We start from the raw sequence: 18949 nt of genomic DNA, 5'->3' as shown, positions 1-18949 counted from the left end.
TTAGAAACGCTGTGTGCTTTATCTTTTGGAGCCTACCACCAGCGCTTGAACGGGGCTGACGAACGAACCTACTACTGGGTAGCTGGCGGAACGTCGATACCTTTGTACTGTGCACGGATCGAAGAGATGAAGTGCTTCGCGTCAATGGTCAGCTTGGTCTTCTTCTTACCCTCGTACTGCAGCTTCGACTTAGTTACTAGTACGCCCAAGTCAGCACCCTTCCAACGGTAATCTTCTACACCGTAGATGCGGAGGAAGAACGCTTCCTTATGGTTCTGCAACTGGTGCCAGTCCAGTGCGCTACGCGAGAACTGCAACTTGCCCTTTGAGTCCAGGAAGTACTTGCCGGTGCGTGGGGCGTGGGTGATGTACTGCACGATGTCATCGGTTTCCTTGATGATCATATGGCTCCACACATCGGCCCCGGATAGCTCCTCCCAGCGCGCGTTGATCTCATCCACGTCGAGTTCAAATTCCACGTCCAGGTACTCCAACAGGTGGAAGAGGAACAGTGGAACGTCCGCGTAGGCTCCGGCGGTCACATTGGTGATCGCGCTGGCCCCGGAGATGCGTGGGTTCAATTCGCCTAAGTACACCTCGTCGGTGTCGGTATCTACCAGCACGTCGACCTCGAAGAAACCGCGGTATCCGGTGGACTTCAGTCCCTCGCCCACCTTGCGGACCAGCTCAATGGCGCGCGCACGCTGCCCGTCGGTGACCACATCTGGGTGCATTTCGTTGCCGCACCAACCGCCCTTGTAGGGGGTCAGCTCCTTGTAACCGGCCAGTTCGGTCAGGATGGGGCCGACCACGGTGCCGCAACGGGTGAGTACCGCCTCTACCGCCACCGGCTGATTATTAATCCGCTTCATCACCTTGAGCTGTTCGCCAATGATGTCCTTGGAATGTTCATTCCAGTCGGATTCGTTCGTGATGAAGAAGGTGGTTTTACCCGAATCTCCATACGGGGTCTGCACTACTAGGTCATCACCGAGCTTCGCGTCACGCGCAAGCTCCTGTAGGGCGGAGTAAGTATCGGCGGTGCCCAAGACGTTCGGGACCGAGTGGGCGCCGGCGGCATTGCCCAGTTCGGTGGTGACAATCTTTGAATCCAAGTGGTTGCGCAGTTCCGCCGGAGGCAGGATTAGGTCGTAGCCCAGCTCTTCACAGATTGCCTCGGTTTCCTCATCGAAGAACACCATAGCGATCTTCGGACGAGGCCCGCCCGGGGCGGTATGTGTGTCGATGTACTCGCGTACCTCGGGATTTTCCAGCAACCAGTTGTTAATTTCTTCGGCGCTCTGGAAATCAGTTTGTGGCTTCTCGCTTGGGGTGAATACCCGCGGATGGTGGCCATCCCAGCCGTCGTAGTAGCTGATGTAGCTGAATTTACGCACCCACCGGTCAAGACCCAACAGGTTGACCGGTGTGGCGCCGACGAAGTAAATCGGGGTCGAATTGGTGCGGAAGAAGTGGCGCACCTCGCTCATATTCTTCAGCTTGCGACCAAAGTTCACCACACGTGGAACCTCGAGGTCGGGATCGACATCGTTATAAGCGGCATCAACCGCAACGTTTGCGGTCATTTCATCGAGCACAATTTCCTGCGCTTGTGCGGCACCAGCCTGCTTACGTAATTTGGCTAGATCGCTGGGTTTAGGCATCTGCGGTCGTGCAGCGCCTTCGCTCGCCTCAAGAAAATTTGCCATGGTGTCGTTCCTTCAAACTGGTAGATCTAAGTGATGATGATGCTGCTTGTGCCCGCCGTTGGACACATTCTGGACCGGCTAACTCACTCCATGGTGGTCGGTGCGAGTAAGCCGGGTGAAGCCGGGAGGTTAATCGGGAATGAATATTTAGTTTGTAGACGCGTAAGCGTTGAGCATCAGCTTAGACGCGCCAAAGTCCTAACGTGAAGTAGATGACACGTTAGGATTTTGGACGTCATAAGGCTTAGTCAGCTTTTCTTCGCGACGTAATATCCGATGGCCGTCAACGCCGCGCGAACTGCGGTATCTAGCGCCGGAATATAGTCAGGCAAAAAGTGCGGAGAATGATTTACCGGTGCCGGGCCCGCACTGAGGTCAAAACCGCCAAACATCCAAAACACGTTGGGCACATCCAACGCGTCCGCCAGCGCCCCAAAGTCTTCCGAACCCATCGCCGGTGGAGAGAAGCGGACCTGGCTCGCCCCGAATTCTTGACCGAAGGCCGTGGCTACCGATTGGGTCTGTTCCGGATCATTGTAGAGCCGTGGGAAATTGTAGAGTTCCTCAATGAGTGGGGCTTGCGCGTTGGCTGCCACCGCTTCGGCGTTGATGATGCGGGTGACCGCCGCCAGCACCTGGGCGCGGACCTCTTCGGTGAGCGTGCGAATGTTCAGCGTGAATTCTGCGCGGTCAGGAATGATGTTTTCCTTCAGCCCCGCATGGAAGGTGCCACAGGTGATGACCGCTGGGCTCAGCGGATGCAGCTCGCGCGAGACGATAGTTTGTAAACGCGTGATGATATGCGCGCCAAGTACGATCGGGTCCACCGAATCCTGAGGCTGTGAGCCGTGAGACTGCTTTCCGTACAAGGTCACCTTCAGGGAGTCGGCTAAAGCCATCGCGCTGCCTTCGGTGACCGCGATGGAGCCGGTCTGGAACGGGAAAACATGCTGGCCAAGGACTACCTGCGGGTGTGGGACTTTCTGCCACAATCCGTCGGAGAGCATGGCGCGTGCCCCGGCGGCAGTTTCCTCTCCGGGCTGGAAGATCCACAGCACCGTTCCGGACCAGTTTTCGGTGTCCCTGGCCAGCACCTGTGCCGCGCTGAGCGCAGAAGCTACGTGGGTGTCATGGCCGCAACCGTGCATTACCGGCACCTGCGTGCCGTCGGCTAGGACCCCGGTGTCCACCGAGGCGTAGTCCGCGCCGGTGTCTTCCTTCATTGGCAGGCCATCGGAATCTGCGCGGAAAGCTATCACCGGTCCGTCCCCGTTACGCTGAATACCCACCACTCCGGTGCCACCAGAAATGAAGTTCTCGATACCCAATTCATTGAGTCGTTCCTGAATGTATTGAGCGGTCTTGTATTCGGCCATCGAGAGTTCGGGGTGCGCGTGCAAGTGCAGATAATTTTCGTGCAGCGTGCGGGTTTCGTCCTCGGTCAGCGCGGTGCTCAGCATGATGTCCTTTATCTTGATGGGTAAAAGTACAGGGTGAAAAATACTCTTGTTTAGTCTTCGGTGGTGGCAGCTGGTGCCTTGCGGTCACGCAACACCCAAGAAATTAGGATCGAGGCGATAACTACCAGTGCGGTAGCAAACATTGCCACCGCCGGCATGACCGGCAGCACCACGAAGTTCATCAGCAACGCCAACACGATAGCGATGATGGTGGGGCGCAGCGACTTCATTGCCACGATCGACTGCACGAGCACCGCACCCATCAGCGAGGGCAAGATGTAAAGCCGGGCCACGTCGATGACTTCGGCGGGAACCTGAGAAACTAGCCAGGTGCCGAGCACTCCGACAAACAGCAGCAGGCTGGTCAGGTGCACCGTAGCGGCACCACAAATGGCCATCACCGCGGCGAGATCACCGCGTTTGGTGCCGGGCTTCGCACCAATGGAGGACTGCGCCACGATGGCAGCTGGCAGTAGCTTGTTCGAGATATTGCCGATCATAAATGCCTGGTACATGGCCGCGGAGCCCAAAATCGGGAAGTAGGTCACCGGTTCCACGATCCACAGCACCCCAAAGGTTGCCGCGACCGCGAGGAACGCCACCCAGATCATCGACGGGGCAATCTGCAGGTCGGAGAAGAAGACCAGATAGATCGGGCCGAGCAGCGAAAAGATCAGCCCAGCGGTCATCGTCAGTGAACCGTAGCGGGTGGTCTGCTTTTCAAAGCGCGCCATCGAGGCGTCGGCGCTTGTCAGATTAATAGTTGGAGTGCTCATGGGTTTTGCTCCTGGTCTTAGGCTGCGGTGTGCAGGAAGTAGCCGGCGGTGATAGCAACGGCGATGGAGATGCCCAGCGCCCATTCCTTCAACCATTTCGCGTGCAAAACCTTGGCCAGCAACAGGCATAGGCCCATGCTCGCCGCGGAGACCGCCACGAGAATCATGTGGATCGATGACTTCGGCAGCTCGGCGATGGTCAGTGCGGAGAACGCGCCAAGCAGTGCGGCGGTAGGGATCAGTGCCATCACTGCGGGGTTGCGCTTGGCGAGCGTCTTGCCGCCCTTTTTCATGATGGGGGTCAAGATCAGCGTGGCGAGCATCCACATCGCCCCGGACAGACTCATGGCCATAAATGCGACGGCGAAGACCTGCTGGGTGTAGTCGGCTCCGCCCAAGGTAGCGCCCATGGACACCGCAGAGATATTCGCCGAGGCGGTTTCTGCAGAGACCGAGCCGATCAGTCCGATACGTACCAGCACCGCTGGGGTGCCAAAGAGTGCCAGCAACGCGATGGCGACGAAGACTACTGCCAGCGAGGGGCCGATGGAGGCGACGGCTCCGGCGCGGAAGGATTCCTTCAGCTCGCGTGCGGGCATATTGACGTGCGGTGCGGCGACCTTTGCGGCCCGCGAGTAGAGAATCGTCTGGATGAAGATGACTGCGAACACGCCCAGGGCGCAGAACCACAGGAAGGGGGTGTTAGCGATGGCCCAGATATTTGTTGAACTGGGATCGCCAGCGGCCAGGATGAGCTGTGGCTGCACGGTGGGCTCCTGAAAGTAGGTAAGTAAGTGAACTAATGTGATGCGCATCGCATCTACTTACAACCATGGCGCTAAGCTGAGTTATCGACAATAATTGGCACAAGTTGCCAGTTTGCTGTCGTTTTCCACCAAAACGCGAACATGCAATGGGGTAAAAAGCGGAAAATCGTCAGACGATGTCGGCTCCTGAGCAACCAACCTAGGCAATCACCCAGCCGAGAAACGCCAATGACCGCAGGCCAGCACCTCACAGGAGCACCCCATGGAGCAAAACGAAGAGTTTAACGAGCTTGAACGGAAAATTGTGATCGCCCTGCAAGCCGATGGGCGCGCTACCTGGCGCAAGATCGCTCAGGTTTTTGGCGAGCCCGAACGCACCGTGGCACGCTATGGGCAGGCACTGCTGGCTAGTTCAAAAATTTCGGTGGCGGCAATTCAACACCGCACGGGCTCATTGGTCGCAGCTTTTACCTGCGCGCCGGGTACCGTGAGGGTGGCCTGTGAGGCATTGGCCCAACGCGGAGACACCAGCTTCAGTTATATGGTTACCGGGCAAAGTGACGTGGTCACCGAGCTGCACTACGACGGGGACCTGGCTGAGATTCTCACCATGCAACTACCGGCAACTCCCGGAATTAATGCGCTTGCGGTATATCCAATTCTGAAATACTTCAAAACCATCCGTGCCTGGCGTGCCGAGCCGCTACCCGAAGCGGCGGAGCGTGCGTTGCGGCCAGCCAGTGGCGGGGAACTAACCGAATGGAGCCCGTCAGCCGGGCTAACAGAGAATGACAAGCTGATCATCGAGGTGCTGCGCAAAGACGGGCGGGCCTCGGTGGACGCGATCTCTCGGCAGGTGAAGATGAGTGAATCATCGGTGGCTCGCCGGGTTGACTGGCTGCTACGCGGTGAACACATCTCGATCCGCACGCTGGTGGAACCGGCGCTATTGGGCTACCCGGTGGAGGCGCTGCTCTGGGTGCAGACCTCCCCGCAGAGCGTTGAGCAGCTCGGGCAGCGACTGCGGCTGCTGCCCGAGGTGCGTTACGCGGCCGCAGTGGCCGGGGATGCGCAGCTCATCGTTGATGTCACCGTGCGCACCCAAAAGGACCTGTACCGATTCATTTCCGACACCCCATGGGGTGAGATGGTGCAACTGAAGACCGCGATGGTGCTTTCGGCACGCAAACGCGGCGGGAGATTATTCGCCGTTTAGCGTGGCCGCAAAATCGTTTTGCCTAAACTCGAATCCGGCATCTGCTAACACCCGGGAGCTGACCTTGCGTCCGGTCAAAGCCACACGGGCATTAGAGCCGAGCACCGCCGCACCAAGCTTGGGCAATAGTGTGCCGGTAGGAAGACCTGGCAGCCCGGCGTTTGAACGCAGCGCAGCCATCACTTCGGCGTTGCGCAAAGGCACCGGATGCGCGGCATGAATCACCCCAACGGGTAGCGAGGTGTCTTCTAAGCCGAGCAAGATCCGTACCAAATGCAGCCAATCTTCCAGACCGATCCAGCTGAACCACTGCCTGCCATCTCCCATCGGCCCACCCAGACCGGCATGTACCAGCGCGGTCAGTGGTTTGAGCAGTGGCGCATCGGGATGCATAACCAGCGAGCTGCGCAGCACATAACTGCGTTCGGCGTTGACCTTTGCATCGTGGAAGGCCTGCTCCCAGGCGGAGGCGACCCCGGTCATTTCTGGAAGTGCCCGCTCACCGGTAGGTAGCGGGCTGTCTTCGGTAAATTCTGCTTCACCGCCATCGCCAAAGATCGCGGTGGTGCTGGACTGAATCCAGCTGGCCAGTGGGGTGTCTAACCCGGCGGCGGCCTCGGCCAAAGTTTGTGTGGTGCGTACCCGCGAGGCGGTGAGCTTTGCGATATTTTCTTCGGTGTTGCGCTTGTCCACGCGCTCGCCGGCCAAATTAATCAGGTGTACCGGGTATTTGGCGTGGCTCAATGCACTGGTCCAAGCGCCTTGGTGAAGGCCATCCCACGGGTACTGGTCGGCGGGGAAGTCTGCTTCGATATGCCGGGTGAGTACCGCCACCGATAGCCCGCGGCAGACCAGCTCGGCTACCAGGTTGCGTCCGAGGAAGCCGCGTCCGCCGGAGATCACCACACGCACCGGAACGGTGCGGTGTGCTCCCGAAGGAATAACTTTAAAGAGCCTGGCGCAGGCCAAGGCAAAGTCCTCGCAGAGGGTGTTGGCGACGCTAAATTTGAAGGCGGTGGTGCCTGGACCGCGCAACGCAACGGTGAAACGCAGGATCGCTCCGGTATCGGCGGCATCTACCTGCCAGCGCAACACCATCTCGCCACCGGGTTGCGGCTGGGTGAACTCCACCATGCGCTGGGCCGGGTTGCGCCGGGTGATGGAGCCTGCCGGTGCGGTCTTCTGATGCAGCGGCCCAAAAAGTTTGCCCGGGGCCAACAGATCAACCTTGGTACCCACACCGCGCTGGTCATCGTGCACCACAAAACCGTCGAAGCTCTTCATCCAGCTGCCGGTCTGCGACAGGTTGCCGACGATCGAATACACGGCCTCGGGATCTGCGGCGAGGTATTGCGATTCGGTGCGCTGCCAACGAGTGAACTTAGTGAGCGTCTGCGCCATGGCTAGATCATCCTTCGAGGTGAAACGAAACTTCGGACACCTCTAGGTTACTGTGCACTGGGGTTTACCGGCACCCGCTACGCGCCGATTGTGCTCTGAGTGAGCACGCCTCCGGGCCGGCCTACGGGAAAGACAGCCCGCGCAGCTGCCGCGAAATTTTCTTCCACCCCTCCAGCTGCTTTTGGCTCAGCGGCCTTTCTGGGCTCGCCGCCCAATCATCAAGATCTTTGCCGGCCGCAGTTTCGGCGATATATTCCAGCACGTGCCGCTTGGATTCTGTGGACATCAGCGCACCGAGGTGTTCGGCGTGGGGGATGTCGGCAATTTCGGTGAGATAGGCCTGGGCAAACGAGTCTGCGGCTTCAGCGCGCAGATAAGGGCTGGACAGTGACGCGTACCAACGCGCAATGAACTCGCCATAGGGCCGGGCGTTGATCATGAAACCGTCACCGCTGAAGAGCAGCTGCCGCACGCGTTCGGGGGTCAGGCCCTTGACCGCGAGCAGCGCAGCGTCAATTTCGCCGCGGTCTACCAGCCGGGAAATGCTGTGATCCATCGATTCCTGCCCCGCAATTCTTGTCTGGTTCGGTCATTCCGCCGGCTGCACGGAGGTGCGCATGGAGGGCCATAGACATCATTAAACGCAGAAACCGGCGTTGTGCCAAGCCGTGAAGCTTTGCACAACGCCGGTAACTTGAACGTTATTCGCGCGGTACGCCTTAGGCGGTAACCTTCGCGCCAACCTCTTCTTCCATCGAGGTGAATTCAGCCTCGATTTCAGTGCTTGGCTTGAACGTCGCACGAGAGACGAGCCATGCAACGACGAGGCAGACCAGGAAGCCTGGCACGATCTCGTACATGTTGCTGGTCAGTACGTCGATGTTGCCCCAGATGAAGACCACGGCTGCACCGGTGATCATGCCGGCGAAGGCACCAATCGCGGTGAGCTTGCGCCAGTACAGAGCCAACAAGATAATCGGACCGAAGGCGCCACCGAAGCCGGCCCACGCGAAGGCCACGAGGTCCAGGATCGAGGAGTTCGGGTTCAGTGCCAGTAGTGCTGCGACAACCGCGATGACCAGCACGCCGGTGCGTCCGAGCATCACCAAAGCCTTAGGCGAAGCCTTGCGGCCGGAGATGTTGTACAGATCCTCCACCAGGGCCGAGGAGCAAACGATCATCTGCGAGGACATCGTGGACATAATGGCCGCCAGCACGGCCGCGAGCACTAGGCCGGCGACGAATGGGTGGAAGAAGACTTGGCTGAGCAGCAAGAATACGGTTTCGCTGTTTGTCTCGCTCAGCGGTTCCTTAGCAAAGTACGCGATACCGATTAGCGAGGTGGCGACCGCGCCTACGGAGGTCAGGAACATCCAACCCACGCCGATGCGGCGTGCAGTTTTTGCCTCGCCTGGGGTGCGTAGCGCCATGAAGCGGACCAGGATGTGCGGCTGACCGAAATAACCAAGACCCCATGCAGCGGTGGAGAAGATCGCGATGACGGCGACCCACCAGGCGTTGTCGGAGAACGAGGAGAACAGGTTGAACGCTTCGGGGTTTGCCGTGGTGATGCGCGAGCCCAGAGTTTCGAAGTCGCCGATCTTAATGACCGCGACGATTGGCACGGCGATCAGTGCGGCGAACATCAGTAGGCCTTGGGCCACGTCGGTCAGCGACGCTCCAAGGAATCCACCAAACAGGGTGTAGAGCAAGGTGATGACCGCTACGAAGATCATGCCGGTCAGGTAAGGCCAGCCGAAGGAGGCATCGAAGAATTTGCCGGCGGCGACCATGCCCGAGGAAACATAGAAGGTGAAGAACACTAAGATGATGACCGCGCTACCGATGCGCAGTAAGTGCTTATTGTCCTTCAGGCGCTTTTCGAAGAAGCTTGGGATGGTGATGGCGTTCTGTGAGATGGCGGTGTAGGAACGTAGGCGCGGGGCCACGTACTTCCAGTTCAGCCAGGCGCCGATCAAGAGACCGATAGCGATCCAGGCCTCGTGCATGCCGCCGAGGTAGATGGCGCCGGGCAAGCCCATGAGCAGCCAGCCGGACATGTCACTTGCACCTGCGGACAGGGCTGCTACCCCTGGCTTCAAGCCACGGCCTGCAAGCATGTAGTCGTCGATGTTGTTCGTTCGTCTAAAGGCCACGTAGCCGATGCCGAGCATCGCGCACATGTAAATGACGATCGCGATGATCTGATAAGTCTGGTCAGACATTTTCCCTCATTGCCGTTTATTGTCCGTCGGAGCGAGTGATCACCCGAGTGGACTGCGGATCTTGTGGTGCGAGTCACCACTATTGCACTAAAATTTCTGTTTGTCTCCGTGACCCACTTCGCTCGTGATCGTTTTGTGACCTTAGAAACACTACCGAACTACCCGGCAGAAGCAGAATCGAGTTTTCTTAGGCAGACTGGTTTTTCAGCTGTTCGTGCACCAAGGTGCGCACCGCAGCAATGGAGGGGGAGCGGGCAGAAGAGTGACGCATGGCGGTAAAAATGGTACGCACCGGGGAATTGTCCAGATCCACGAAGCGCAGCTGCCGCTCGAACTGCGTCCACACCAGATCGGGCAGTAAAGCCACCGCGGTGCCGGTTTCCACCAGAGTGACATGTGCCTGAAGATCGGCCGTTTCGTAACGGACGTCGGGTTCAAAACCGGCCATTCGGCAGGACTGCTCCGCCCAGTGCCGGCTCGCGGCACCCGGGGGTTCCATCACCCAGGGCAGGGTGGCCGCCTCGGTCAGCGAGGTGACGCGATCAAAATCGGCGTTGCCCTCGCCTCCGAGCAGTGGCAGAGCTAAACGAATCGGATCATGGGCTAGATGACGGCGATCTAGGGTCTCAAAGATCGGGGCGGCATGGCCTTGATACTGTTCGGCGATCACCAGATCAAAGTTCCGCGCACTGGTTTCATGCAGTGCTTCCTCCGGCTCATGCTGGGTCATTTCCACGCGCAGATGTGGGTGCAGATCATGAAGTTTGCGCAATACCGGAGGCATGACCGCGAGCATCGCGGTCTGGAATACGGCCAGTCGCACGGTGCCTGAGACATTGGACATAGTCGCTGCAAGATCTGCTTCGGCGCGTTCCATGGAGCCCAATAATTCCTCGGTGTGCGCCACCAGTACCTGAGCCTGTGGGGTGAGTGCCAGCTTGCGTCCATTGCGGCGCAGAAGCTGAACGCCGGCCTCGTCTTCGAGTTGGCTCAGTTGCTGGGAAACCGAGGAAGGAGAGTAGCTCAGTACGTCCGCTACCTCGGCTATCGTTCCGCGAATACTTAGCTCTCTGAGTAGACGTAATCGTCGCAGTTCAAGCATGGGTTCAACTCCGGTCTTTACGCGGTACTGGGAGGGGTGAAAGGAGGTGGTTTAAGCACCTGTCAATACATTAGCAAACCCGAAGTGAAACGTTCGGTTTTGTTCACTTTTGCTTAAGCAAAGTTGGAGTCATACTCGAATTGCACACAGCATTTTCGCGGCCAACTATCCGGTGATTCCGTAAGCTCGTCAGCCATCACGAAATTCGCGTTCGGTGTATCTAATCCAAGTACGCATCGCATCGAAGGGACCGACACAACATGTCATCCTCTATCACCACCGCACGAACCGTCGCACCGGCGGTCGACTCGGCAGGCAACCCACTGACCCATCCGGCAGAACTTGCCGACGAGACTATCAAACTGGTCCGTCACTGGCTCACCGAAGCCGCCGCCTTCCCTATCGATGCCTCCGCAGCACGTCTGGCCGGAGTGCTCAAGGACCCCAAGGGACTGGACTTCACCGTCGGATTTGTCGATGGCGTCATCCGCCCCGAAGATCTGAAGGTCGCCGCGAGCAACCTGAAAAAGCTGGCTCCAATGGTTCCAAGCTTCCTGCCTTGGTACATGCGCAAGGCCGTCGCGCTAGGCGGCACCATGGCACCGGTACTGCCATCAGTCGTTGTCCCTATCGCACGCCGTGTGCTGCGCGAAATGGTGGGGCACCTGATCATTGACGCGTCGGATCACAAGCTAGGCGGCGCGATCTCCAAGATCAAACGCGACGGCGTCAACCTGAACGTCAATCTGCTCGGCGAGGCGATCCTCGGTGAAGGCGAAGCGAACCGCCGGCTTGATGGCACTACCAAGCTTTTGACCCGCGACGACGTGGACTACGTCTCGATCAAGGTCTCTTCCACCGTCGCCCCACATAACCACTGGGCCTTCGACGAAGCGGTGGAGCACATTGTCGAAAAACTGCGTCCACTCTACGAGCTGGCAAATAAGGCAGCAAAGAAGAAGTTCATCAACCTGGACATGGAAGAGTTTAAGGACCTGGAGCTGACCATCGCGGTCTTCACCAAGATCCTGTCACTGCCCGAGTTCAACGCACTGCCCGCCGGCATCGTATTGCAGGCCTATCTACCCGACGCACTGGGCGCGATGATTGAACTTCAAGAATTCTCCGCAGCCCGTGTGGCTGCCGGCGGAGCCCCTATTAAGGTGCGCGTAGTAAAGGGCGCTAACCTGCCCATGGAAATCATGGAGGCAGACATCCACGGCTGGCCGCTAGCCACCTGGCACTCCAAGGCGGACACCGACACCAGCTACAAGTCGGTGCTCGAATACGCACTGCGCCCAGGCCACGTGGACAACGTGCGCATCGGCATTGCAGGACACAACCTGTTCGACATCGCACTAGCTTGGCTACTGGCCAAGGCACGCGACGTCAAGCACGGTATCGAGTTTGAAATGCTGCTGGGCATGGCCACCGGTCAGGCCGAAGCGGTACGCCGCGACGTAGGCGAACTGTTGTTGTACACCCCGGTAGTGCACCCGGCAGAATTCGACGTGGCCATCGCCTACCTGATCCGTCGCCTCGAAGAGGGCGCCAGCCAGGAAAACTTCATGTCCGCGGTCTTCGAGCTCGAGAAGAACGAGGAACTTTTTGAGCGCGAGAAGAACCGCTTCCTGACCTCACTGGAAAACCTGGATGATGTCGTTCCAGCCTCGCACCGCGTACAAAACCGTCAGGAATCCGACCCGACGCTGACCGCGGTAGTTGCTGGCTTTGCCGACGGATCCACCAGCTTCTTCAACACCCCGGATACCGACCCGGATCTTGACGTGAACCGCAGCTGGGGACGCGAAATCCTCTCCAAGATGCAGGATTCGAAGCTCGGCAAGGATCTGGTTGCCGCCAACACCCTGCACTCGGCCAGCGAAATGGATGAGGCCATCGCGATGGGCGTTGACGCCTCGGCTGATTGGCAGGCCTTGGGTGCTGCGGCCCGCGCCGAAATTCTGCACCGCGCAGGATTGCTCTTCGAAGAGCGCCGCGCGATGCTGCTTGAGGTGCTCGGTTCGGAATGCGGAAAGAACATCGACCAGGGTGACGTGGAAATCTCCGAGGCGATCGACTTCGCGCACTACTACGCACAGCGTGGTCTGGAACTAGACACCGTTGATGGCGCCACCTTTGTGCCTTCGAAGCTGACCGTGGTCACCCCGCCGTGGAACTTCCCGATGGCGATCCCTGCCGGGTCGACCATGTCCGCACTGGCCGCCGGCTCCGCGGTGATCATCAAGCCTGCCACCTTGGCCTCACGCATTGGTGCGGTGATGGTGCAGACCCTATGGGACGCCGGAGTGCCCAAGGACGTCTTGCAGCTGGTCTTCGCCGGCAACCGCGACCTGGGGACCCAGTTGATCTCCGATGAGCGCGTGGACCGTCTGATCCTCACCGGTGGTTACGAAACAGCAGAACTCTTCCGTTCCTTCCGCAAGGACCTGCCGCTGCTGGCCGAAACCTCGGGCAAAAACGCCATCATCGTCACCCCGCACGCGGACCTGGACCTAGCCGCACGCGACGTGGTCGCCTCGGCCTTCGGACACGCAGGACAGAAATGCTCGGCCGCCTCACTGGTAGTACTCGTTGGCTCCGTGGCAGATTCACGGCGCTTCAACAGCCAGCTGATCGACGCGGTGAAGTCACTGAAGGCCGGCTACCCGTGGAATCCAGAATCCCAGATGGGCCCGCTGATCGATGAGCCAGGCGAAAAGCTGAAGCGCGGTTTGACCACCCTCGGTGCCGGGGAGCGTTGGGCCGTGGAGCCAAAGCAGCTTGATGAGTCGGGCAAGCTCTACTCGCCGGGCGTACGTTACGGGGTCAAGCGTGGCAGCGAATACCACCTGACCGAATACTTCGGCCCAATCCTTGGTGTGATGACCGCACCGACCCTGGAAGAAGCCGTGGAGCTGGTCAACGAGGTCGACTTCGGGTTGACTTCCGGCTTGCACTCGCTGGACCGTGACGAGTTGGCCTACTGGATGGAAAACATCCAGGCCGGCAACATTTACGTGAACCGCGGCATCACCGGCGCAATCGTGCAGCGTCAGCCATTTGGCGGTTGGAAGAAGTCGGCCATCGGTGCCGGCACCAAGGCCGGCGGCCCGAACTACCTGATCGGTATGGGCAGCTGGGCCGACGCACCGGTGCGCGACACCGCTGCACTGTCCGTCTTTGACGAACGACTACTGAACGCCGCGGAGCTTTCCGAGGCCGATGAGGCTTGGCTGCGCGACGCGCTGGGTAGTGACAAGCTGTGGTGGAATCAGGAATTTAACCAGGCTAAGGACCGCTCGGGTCTGGTCGCGGAACGCAATATCTTCCGCTACAAGCCGGTAGATGTCACCGTACGCTTCGAAGCCGCAACCAGCGAACACGGTGTGGCCGAGGCGCTGCGTGTGGTCGCGGCCGGAGTCACCGCAGGATCCCGCGTGCTGCTTTCCAGCGAGTTGGAACTGCCACGTGGAGTGCGCAACCTGCTGGCCGAACACTCGGTGACCGTGGTTGATGAGGACACGAACGCTTTCGCTGCCCGGGCTGCTCGCCTGGCCGCGAAGACCGGACCGGCCTCTTCGTCACGAATCCGTTTGATCGGCGGATCGGTGAAGGCGCTGGCCGAGGCTACCTATGGCAAGCCGGATGTGGCGATCTACGCCTCGCCGGTCACCGGCGCCGGACGCGTGGAAATGCTGCCATTCCTGCACGAGCAGGCCGTGTCGATTACCGCGCACCGCTTCGGTACGCCGAACCACCTCAGCGATGAACTGATCTAGTACACCGCTAATTTATCGCGCATAGACCGTGGGCCGGTCCGCACCTCTTATTGAGGCCGGACCGGCCCGCGGTTTTTGCGGTTTCAGACCCGAAACTCGATGGCCCATCAGTTAGCCAGGATAAGCGCAGCGCGATAACCATCTGTCTCAAGACAAGACATGGCATCTAATTCTTGTCCGGTGATGGGAAGGCAGGTCGCATCCACCCAGCTCTCCCCGCTATCAGCATCAATCCACGAATCATCGATGATGATCACCGCATGTTCCTTGGAACCGGCCGTCCCATGGCACAAGATCCAGTGCGGGACGTCGTAGCCGAGCATCTGCTTCAGCGACACCAGCAGCAGCACCCGGTCACCGTTAGCCACCGCTTCTTTGATCTCTGAGATCGCCAGCCGCGTAGCAGTCACCGGCAGGCCGGTCACCTTCGCCCGGCGGTGCGATTCGGCTTGGAGGATGCCGCGCCAGCCGCGTTCGGCCTCGGGATAATAGTCAACCATTACTGGCTTATCGGTATCCAAGGACACCCGGACCGAACTGTCTGGCCAACGCTCTGCGATGGCCAGACCGAGCCCCACTGGTTCACAGGCCATGAAGTTGGTCGCTTGACGCCACAACAGCAACTCCGCGGTGCGCAGTTGATCCAGCGCGGCGATGCTGGTGGTTTCCCCGTGCGCGGCCAGGGCGGCAACCGCCGCGCAGGTGAAGTTCTCGCTTTGCTGGTAGTGCGCGGTGCGCAGGTAGCTGGCCGAATGTATCCAGTGCACGTAGCCTGCTGGTGGAGTTGAGACTGAAGCTTGTGTGGCACAGCGCGGGGCGGGCAGCGCCTGGAAACCGGTTCGCTCGGCCAGGGCGGCTAGCCGCGGATCTTGGGTCCAGGTCTCCCATTTCACGCAGGCTAGGTCTTGACCCCGGGCGTAGTCCAGCACCGCGCGGATGGTATCTTCGCGTGTTGCTGCGTCGCGGGCGAGAAGCCCTGCGATCTTCACGTAGGCTGCCGCCGAACGAGCGGTGAGCAACGCGGCACCGACTATTACTGCATCGGAAAACTGGATCGTCAACAGCCGGGTGTTGGCAGCCGGAATTTCGGGTTCCCACGGACCAGTCATCGAACCCAGATGCTTCAGTTGCGCCGGATGGTAATCCGGGTCGAAGTCTTGGATCCTCGCGCGAAGAGCAGGGTGATGTGTCATGGGAGACTTTCGGTTCGGTGGGGACCTGGTACCAGGTCCTTGCCTAGCAACTAGGCGCGGGAGCGGTAGAGCAACCAGATGAAGTACGGGGCGCCTAGGAGGGAAACGATCAACCCGGCGGGGATCTGTGCCGGCGCGATCACGCTACGGCCCAGCGTATCGGCCAGGCAGACCAACAATGCTCCGAACACCATGGACACCGGAATCACCCGGTGATGGCGGGCTCCCACCAGCGACCGGGCCAGATGCGGGGCGATGAGTCCGACGAAACCAACCACACCCACTGCCACCACGCTAAGCGCTGCAAGCAGCGCTGCAATCGACAGTGCGATCAGCCGGGTGCGGGCCGTCTTGATGCCCAGTACCCGGGGCAGATCCTCGTCGATGGCCAGCACGTCGAGCTTGCGGCCCATAAGCAGCACGACCGGAAGGCTGAGTGCCAGCATCACCACCACCGGCACCACGTCCGTGAACTGACGGCCATAGGTTGAGCCAGAGAGCCACGTGTAGATGCGCGGGGTTTCCCACGAGTTGATGCTGAGCAGCAGGTAGGTGGTGACTGCGGAAAGGGTGTAGCCAGCGCCAATGCCGATCAGCACAAAGCGTTCCGGGGAGAAACCCCGACGCCAGGCCAGCGCGGTGATGGCGGCGAACGTGGTTAGCGAGGCTATGACCGCAAAAAGCACCAGCAGCGAGCGTGAACCGCCAAAGGCGGTGACCACTATGGCCGCGCCCAGCCCGGCGCCCGCGGTGATGCCCAGGATGCCCGGTTCGGCCAGCGGATTGCGCACGGTGCCCTGTACCAGACAACCAGCTAGGCCCAGTGCGGCTCCGGCGCCCAGCGCCGCAATGGTCCGTGGTGCCCGTTCGGAGAAAGCGCGGGCGAAGAGTTTGGGCGCATCATCCTGGAACCACAAGGCCAGGTCTCCCAGCTTCAGGAACATGCTCCCGGCCAAAAGGCCCAGAATCACCGCTCCGAGCAGCAAAATGAGGCCCAGCGCCATGGTGAGCATGAACCGGCGGCGGCTACGCAGTTTGCTTGCCACCTGTAAGGGGTTTCGGGCGCTGGAAGCTTCGGGCAGTCGCATCGCTAGGATGATGATCAGCACCCCGCCCAGAATCGCGGTGGGGACGCCGGTGGGGATGGATGCCGCGCCTTGGGCGCCTAACAAGGACCGAAGGACCACATCGGCCAGCAGGATCAGTAGCGCACCGATTAATCCGGTGGCTGGAAGCAAAAATAGTTGGCGGCGCAACACCGTCAGTCGGCGTGAGAGCAGTCGGGCGAGCACCGGGGCGCCGAGGCCTACAAAGGCGATGGGTCCGGCCAGTGAAACGGAGACGCCGGTGAGCACCACGGCGCACAGCACGGCTAGGGTGCGCGTTGAACGAACGGGAATGCCGAGTACCGCAGCGCTTTCATCGCCCAGCGAGAGCACATCCAAACGGCGACAGAGCAAGAGGCAGATAAGCAAGACCACGAGGATCACTGGGAGGCTGCGTAAAAAAGCATCCAGGTTCAGCTGGGATAGTGAGCCTGAGCCCCAGGCGTAGAGTCCGGTGGTGTTTTCCTTGAAGAGCAGCAAGATGATGCCGCTGCCGGCTTCCAAAGCCATCGCGATGGCTGAGCCGGCGAGGATCAACCGGGTCGTGGCGGTCCCTGCACTGCGCCCGGAGATAGCCAATACGACCCCGGCGGCGAGCAGTCCGCCGGCGAAGGCCAGGGTGCTCGATGCCAAGGTGGACAGGCTCAGGCCCAAGGCGGCGGCCACGCTCAGCGCGAAGTACGCTCCGGAAGTGACGGCCAAGGTGTCCGGTGAGGCCAACGGATTGCGGGTAACCGATTGGAGCAGGGATCCGGCGACTCCCAAAGCCAAACCTACCGCGGCCCCCGCGCAGAGTCGTGGCATCCGGGAGCCGGTGAAGATCTCGGCGACCCCTACGCCGCCAATCCGGGTGTTCTCCCCGAGCAAAGCGCCCAGTAGTTCCCCCAGCCCTACCCCGGAGGTTCCTTGGGTCAGATGCCAGGCGCCAACCAGCAGCACTGCTGCTGCCAAGACGGTTAACAGGCCTAGACCTGCTGCGATGCGAGTGCCGGTGGCCGGCACGAAAGAACTTTCCGTGCCGGCCACGCAGACGCTCACGTCACCGGCAGCTGGCCGCTGGTCTGCGGATTTTTCAGCGATAATCATCTTTAGCGGTGGACTACTTGGCTTCCGAAGCGGAGGTCAACGCATCGGTGAAAGCATCGACGGCCTGGCTGGTGGACTTCGGTCCACCAGCACCCCAGATGTTCGGGAACTGGAAGGTCCGGCCTTCCTTGACTGCACTGAGGTTCTTCCAGATCTCGCTGGATGTCAGTTCGGAAGTCCAGCCAGTTCCTGCGTCGTTGGAGTAGAACAGGTTGGCTTCGCCGACACCGGCCAGGCCTTCCACATCGGTTTGGGCTAGGCCATATTCCTTGTTCACTCCGCCGGAGCCGAAGGACTTGTTGACGTCGTCGCTCCAAGCCGGGGTCAAGCCCAGTTCCTTACCGAGCTCGGTGAACAGCGCACCGTCGGTGTAGGGGCGGATGGTCAGGTTGGAGCCGTCAACCCACCCGTCGAAGAACAGGAAGTCAGTGGTTTCCATCTTCACCTCGGCAACCTCCTTCTTCTTCTCCGCCAGATGGGCATCAAATTCGTTGAGCACTGCGGTAGCGCGCTCGGTGCGGCCGGTAGCCTCGGCGACCTGCGAGAAGACGTTCTTCATGTTGCCAATGGGATTTGATGAGTCGTTGCCCTTGACCGCAAGAACTGGAACGTCTCCCTTATCAAGCTGCGTTAGCACAGGGTCTTGGTCGCTAAAGGCATCCACGATGATCAGATCGGGGTCTAATGCGTAGATCGAATCCAGATCTGGTTCGCCGCGTTCGCCCACCGAAGCAACGCCTTCTGGAAGTTGCTCTGCAGTGACGTAGGTGGTGTATCCATCGGGGGAGGCGACGCCGACCGGGGTGACGCACAAGGTGAGTGCGTCTTCAACTTCCTGCCATTCGAGCACGACCACGCGCTCGGCTGGCTTATCCAGTTCCAGTGTGCGGCCCAGATCATCGGTCATCGAGACCGGGTCGGTGCTCGTGGCGGTGGTGTCATCCGCGCAGTCTGCAGAGGCCGCGGAGGGGCTCTGTGCGGCGGCAGATCCGGAGGTGTCGGTGGTGCCGCAAGCGGTGGCCGTGAATAGCAGGGCGAGGGCGGCCACGGAAGTGACGACGCTACGAGCGAGTGTAGACATAGGTTTTCCCTTGTTAATGTGTGTTTCGGTGGTCAGAAGTGGTGG

13 protein-coding genes are annotated in these 18949 nt (G+C 60.0%); 2 read left to right on the top strand and 11 right to left on the bottom strand.

Translation table 11 applies throughout. The features are described from left to right. Window positions 1–71: 71 nt before the first annotated feature. The 4 genes from ACX5K5_RS13295 to ACX5K5_RS13280 form a co-directional block, all read right to left on the bottom strand. Window positions 72–1709 (bottom strand): biotin carboxylase, encoded by a 1638-nt coding sequence (locus tag ACX5K5_RS13295; RefSeq protein WP_443449083.1) that lies wholly within the window; start codon window positions 1707–1709, stop codon window positions 72–74. Window positions 1710–1957: 248 nt separating this feature from the next. Beyond that, window positions 1958–3169 carry an amidohydrolase gene (locus ACX5K5_RS13290; protein ID WP_443437925.1) on the bottom strand — a complete coding sequence of 404 codons (1212 nt, stop codon included), beginning with the start codon at window positions 3167–3169 and terminating at the stop codon, window positions 1958–1960. A 50-nt stretch (window positions 3170–3219) separates the two neighbouring features. Next, window positions 3220–3945: a hypothetical protein gene (locus tag ACX5K5_RS13285; RefSeq protein ID WP_443446915.1), complete on the bottom strand. Its 726-nt coding sequence runs from the start codon at window positions 3943–3945 to the stop codon at window positions 3220–3222. 17 nt (window positions 3946–3962) lie between these two features. Then, window positions 3963–4712: a DUF5058 family protein gene (locus ACX5K5_RS13280; RefSeq protein WP_443449085.1), complete on the bottom strand. Its 750-nt coding sequence runs from the start codon at window positions 4710–4712 to the stop codon at window positions 3963–3965. 262 nt (window positions 4713–4974) lie between these two features. On the opposite strand from ACX5K5_RS13280, the gene ACX5K5_RS13275 reads away from it, so the two are divergent. Then, entirely contained in the window at window positions 4975–5928 is a 954-nt protein-coding gene (locus tag ACX5K5_RS13275) for an Lrp/AsnC family transcriptional regulator (protein ID WP_443437922.1), read from the top strand. On the opposite strand, the gene ACX5K5_RS13270 is transcribed toward ACX5K5_RS13275, so the two are convergent. The 4 genes from ACX5K5_RS13270 to ACX5K5_RS13255 form a co-directional block, all read right to left on the bottom strand. After that, complete coding sequence (locus tag ACX5K5_RS13270; protein WP_459174520.1) at window positions 5914–7329, bottom strand: NAD-dependent epimerase/dehydratase family protein; 1416 nt, start codon at window positions 7327–7329, stop codon at window positions 5914–5916. The two genes, ACX5K5_RS13275 and ACX5K5_RS13270, sit on opposite strands and share 15 nt — an antisense overlap. Before the next feature lie 121 nt (window positions 7330–7450). Then, on the bottom strand, window positions 7451–7885 hold the full coding sequence (locus ACX5K5_RS13265) for a hypothetical protein (RefSeq protein WP_443445103.1): 435 nt from the start codon (window positions 7883–7885) through the stop codon (window positions 7451–7453). Between the two features lie 163 nt (window positions 7886–8048). Beyond that, the gene (gene putP, locus ACX5K5_RS13260; protein WP_459174519.1) at window positions 8049–9554 is read right to left on the bottom strand and encodes a sodium/proline symporter PutP; all 1506 of its coding nucleotides are present in this window, start codon (window positions 9552–9554) and stop codon (window positions 8049–8051) included. A gap of 187 nt (window positions 9555–9741) precedes the next feature. Then, a complete protein-coding gene (locus ACX5K5_RS13255) occupies window positions 9742–10656 on the bottom strand; it encodes a LysR substrate-binding domain-containing protein (protein ID WP_459174518.1) in 915 nt (304 codons plus the stop codon). 260 nt (window positions 10657–10916) lie between these two features. Here ACX5K5_RS13255 and ACX5K5_RS13250 point away from each other — a divergent pair, with 260 nt between their 5' ends. Further along, window positions 10917–14438, top strand: a complete 3522-nt coding sequence (locus ACX5K5_RS13250) for a bifunctional proline dehydrogenase/L-glutamate gamma-semialdehyde dehydrogenase (protein ID WP_459174517.1) — start codon at window positions 10917–10919, stop codon at window positions 14436–14438. A gap of 107 nt (window positions 14439–14545) precedes the next feature. On the opposite strand, the gene ACX5K5_RS13245 is transcribed toward ACX5K5_RS13250, so the two are convergent. The 3 genes from ACX5K5_RS13245 to ACX5K5_RS13235 are packed head-to-tail and all read right to left on the bottom strand — an operon-like array spanning window position 14546 to window position 18904. Continuing rightward, window positions 14546–15631, bottom strand: coding sequence for a peptidase C39 family protein (locus ACX5K5_RS13245; protein WP_442346516.1), 1086 nt, complete (start codon window positions 15629–15631; stop codon window positions 14546–14548). 50 nt (window positions 15632–15681) lie between these two features. Beyond that, window positions 15682–17823 carry an iron ABC transporter permease gene (locus ACX5K5_RS13240; RefSeq protein ID WP_459174516.1) on the bottom strand — a complete coding sequence of 714 codons (2142 nt, stop codon included), beginning with the start codon at window positions 17821–17823 and terminating at the stop codon, window positions 15682–15684. A 13-nt stretch (window positions 17824–17836) separates the two neighbouring features. Continuing rightward, a complete protein-coding gene (locus ACX5K5_RS13235; RefSeq protein WP_459174515.1) occupies window positions 17837–18904 on the bottom strand; it encodes an ABC transporter substrate-binding protein in 1068 nt (355 codons plus the stop codon). Window positions 18905–18949: the final 45 nt, after the last annotated feature.

It is taken from the genome of Glutamicibacter bergerei, assembly GCF_054495185.1.
The sequence above is the reverse complement of the archived record's forward strand: the minus strand, read 5'-3'. Positions and strand labels throughout refer to the sequence as shown.

Bases quoted from the DNA above. Each gene is read 5' to 3' on its own strand.
- ACX5K5_RS13295 (WP_443449083.1), bottom strand. From the start codon at position 1,709: ATGGCAAATTTTCTTGAGGCGAGCGAAGGCGCTGCACGACCGCAGATG.
- ACX5K5_RS13290 (WP_443437925.1), bottom strand. From the start codon at position 3,169: ATGCTGAGCACCGCGCTGACCGAGGACGAAACCCGCACGCTGCACGAA.
- ACX5K5_RS13285 (WP_443446915.1), bottom strand. From the start codon at position 3,945: ATGAGCACTCCAACTATTAATCTGACAAGCGCCGACGCCTCGATGGCG.
- ACX5K5_RS13275 (WP_443437922.1), top strand. From the start codon at position 4,975: ATGGAGCAAAACGAAGAGTTTAACGAGCTTGAACGGAAAATTGTGATC.
- ACX5K5_RS13270 (WP_459174520.1), bottom strand. From the start codon at position 7,329: ATGGCGCAGACGCTCACTAAGTTCACTCGTTGGCAGCGCACCGAATCG.
- ACX5K5_RS13265 (WP_443445103.1), bottom strand. From the start codon at position 7,885: ATGGATCACAGCATTTCCCGGCTGGTAGACCGCGGCGAAATTGACGCT.
- putP (WP_459174519.1), bottom strand. From the start codon at position 9,554: ATGTCTGACCAGACTTATCAGATCATCGCGATCGTCATTTACATGTGC.
- ACX5K5_RS13255 (WP_459174518.1), bottom strand. From the start codon at position 10,656: ATGCTTGAACTGCGACGATTACGTCTACTCAGAGAGCTAAGTATTCGC.
- ACX5K5_RS13250 (WP_459174517.1), top strand. From the start codon at position 10,917: ATGTCATCCTCTATCACCACCGCACGAACCGTCGCACCGGCGGTCGAC.
- ACX5K5_RS13245 (WP_442346516.1), bottom strand. From the start codon at position 15,631: ATGACACATCACCCTGCTCTTCGCGCGAGGATCCAAGACTTCGACCCG.
- ACX5K5_RS13240 (WP_459174516.1), bottom strand. From the start codon at position 17,823: ATGATTATCGCTGAAAAATCCGCAGACCAGCGGCCAGCTGCCGGTGAC.
- ACX5K5_RS13235 (WP_459174515.1), bottom strand. From the start codon at position 18,904: ATGTCTACACTCGCTCGTAGCGTCGTCACTTCCGTGGCCGCCCTCGCC.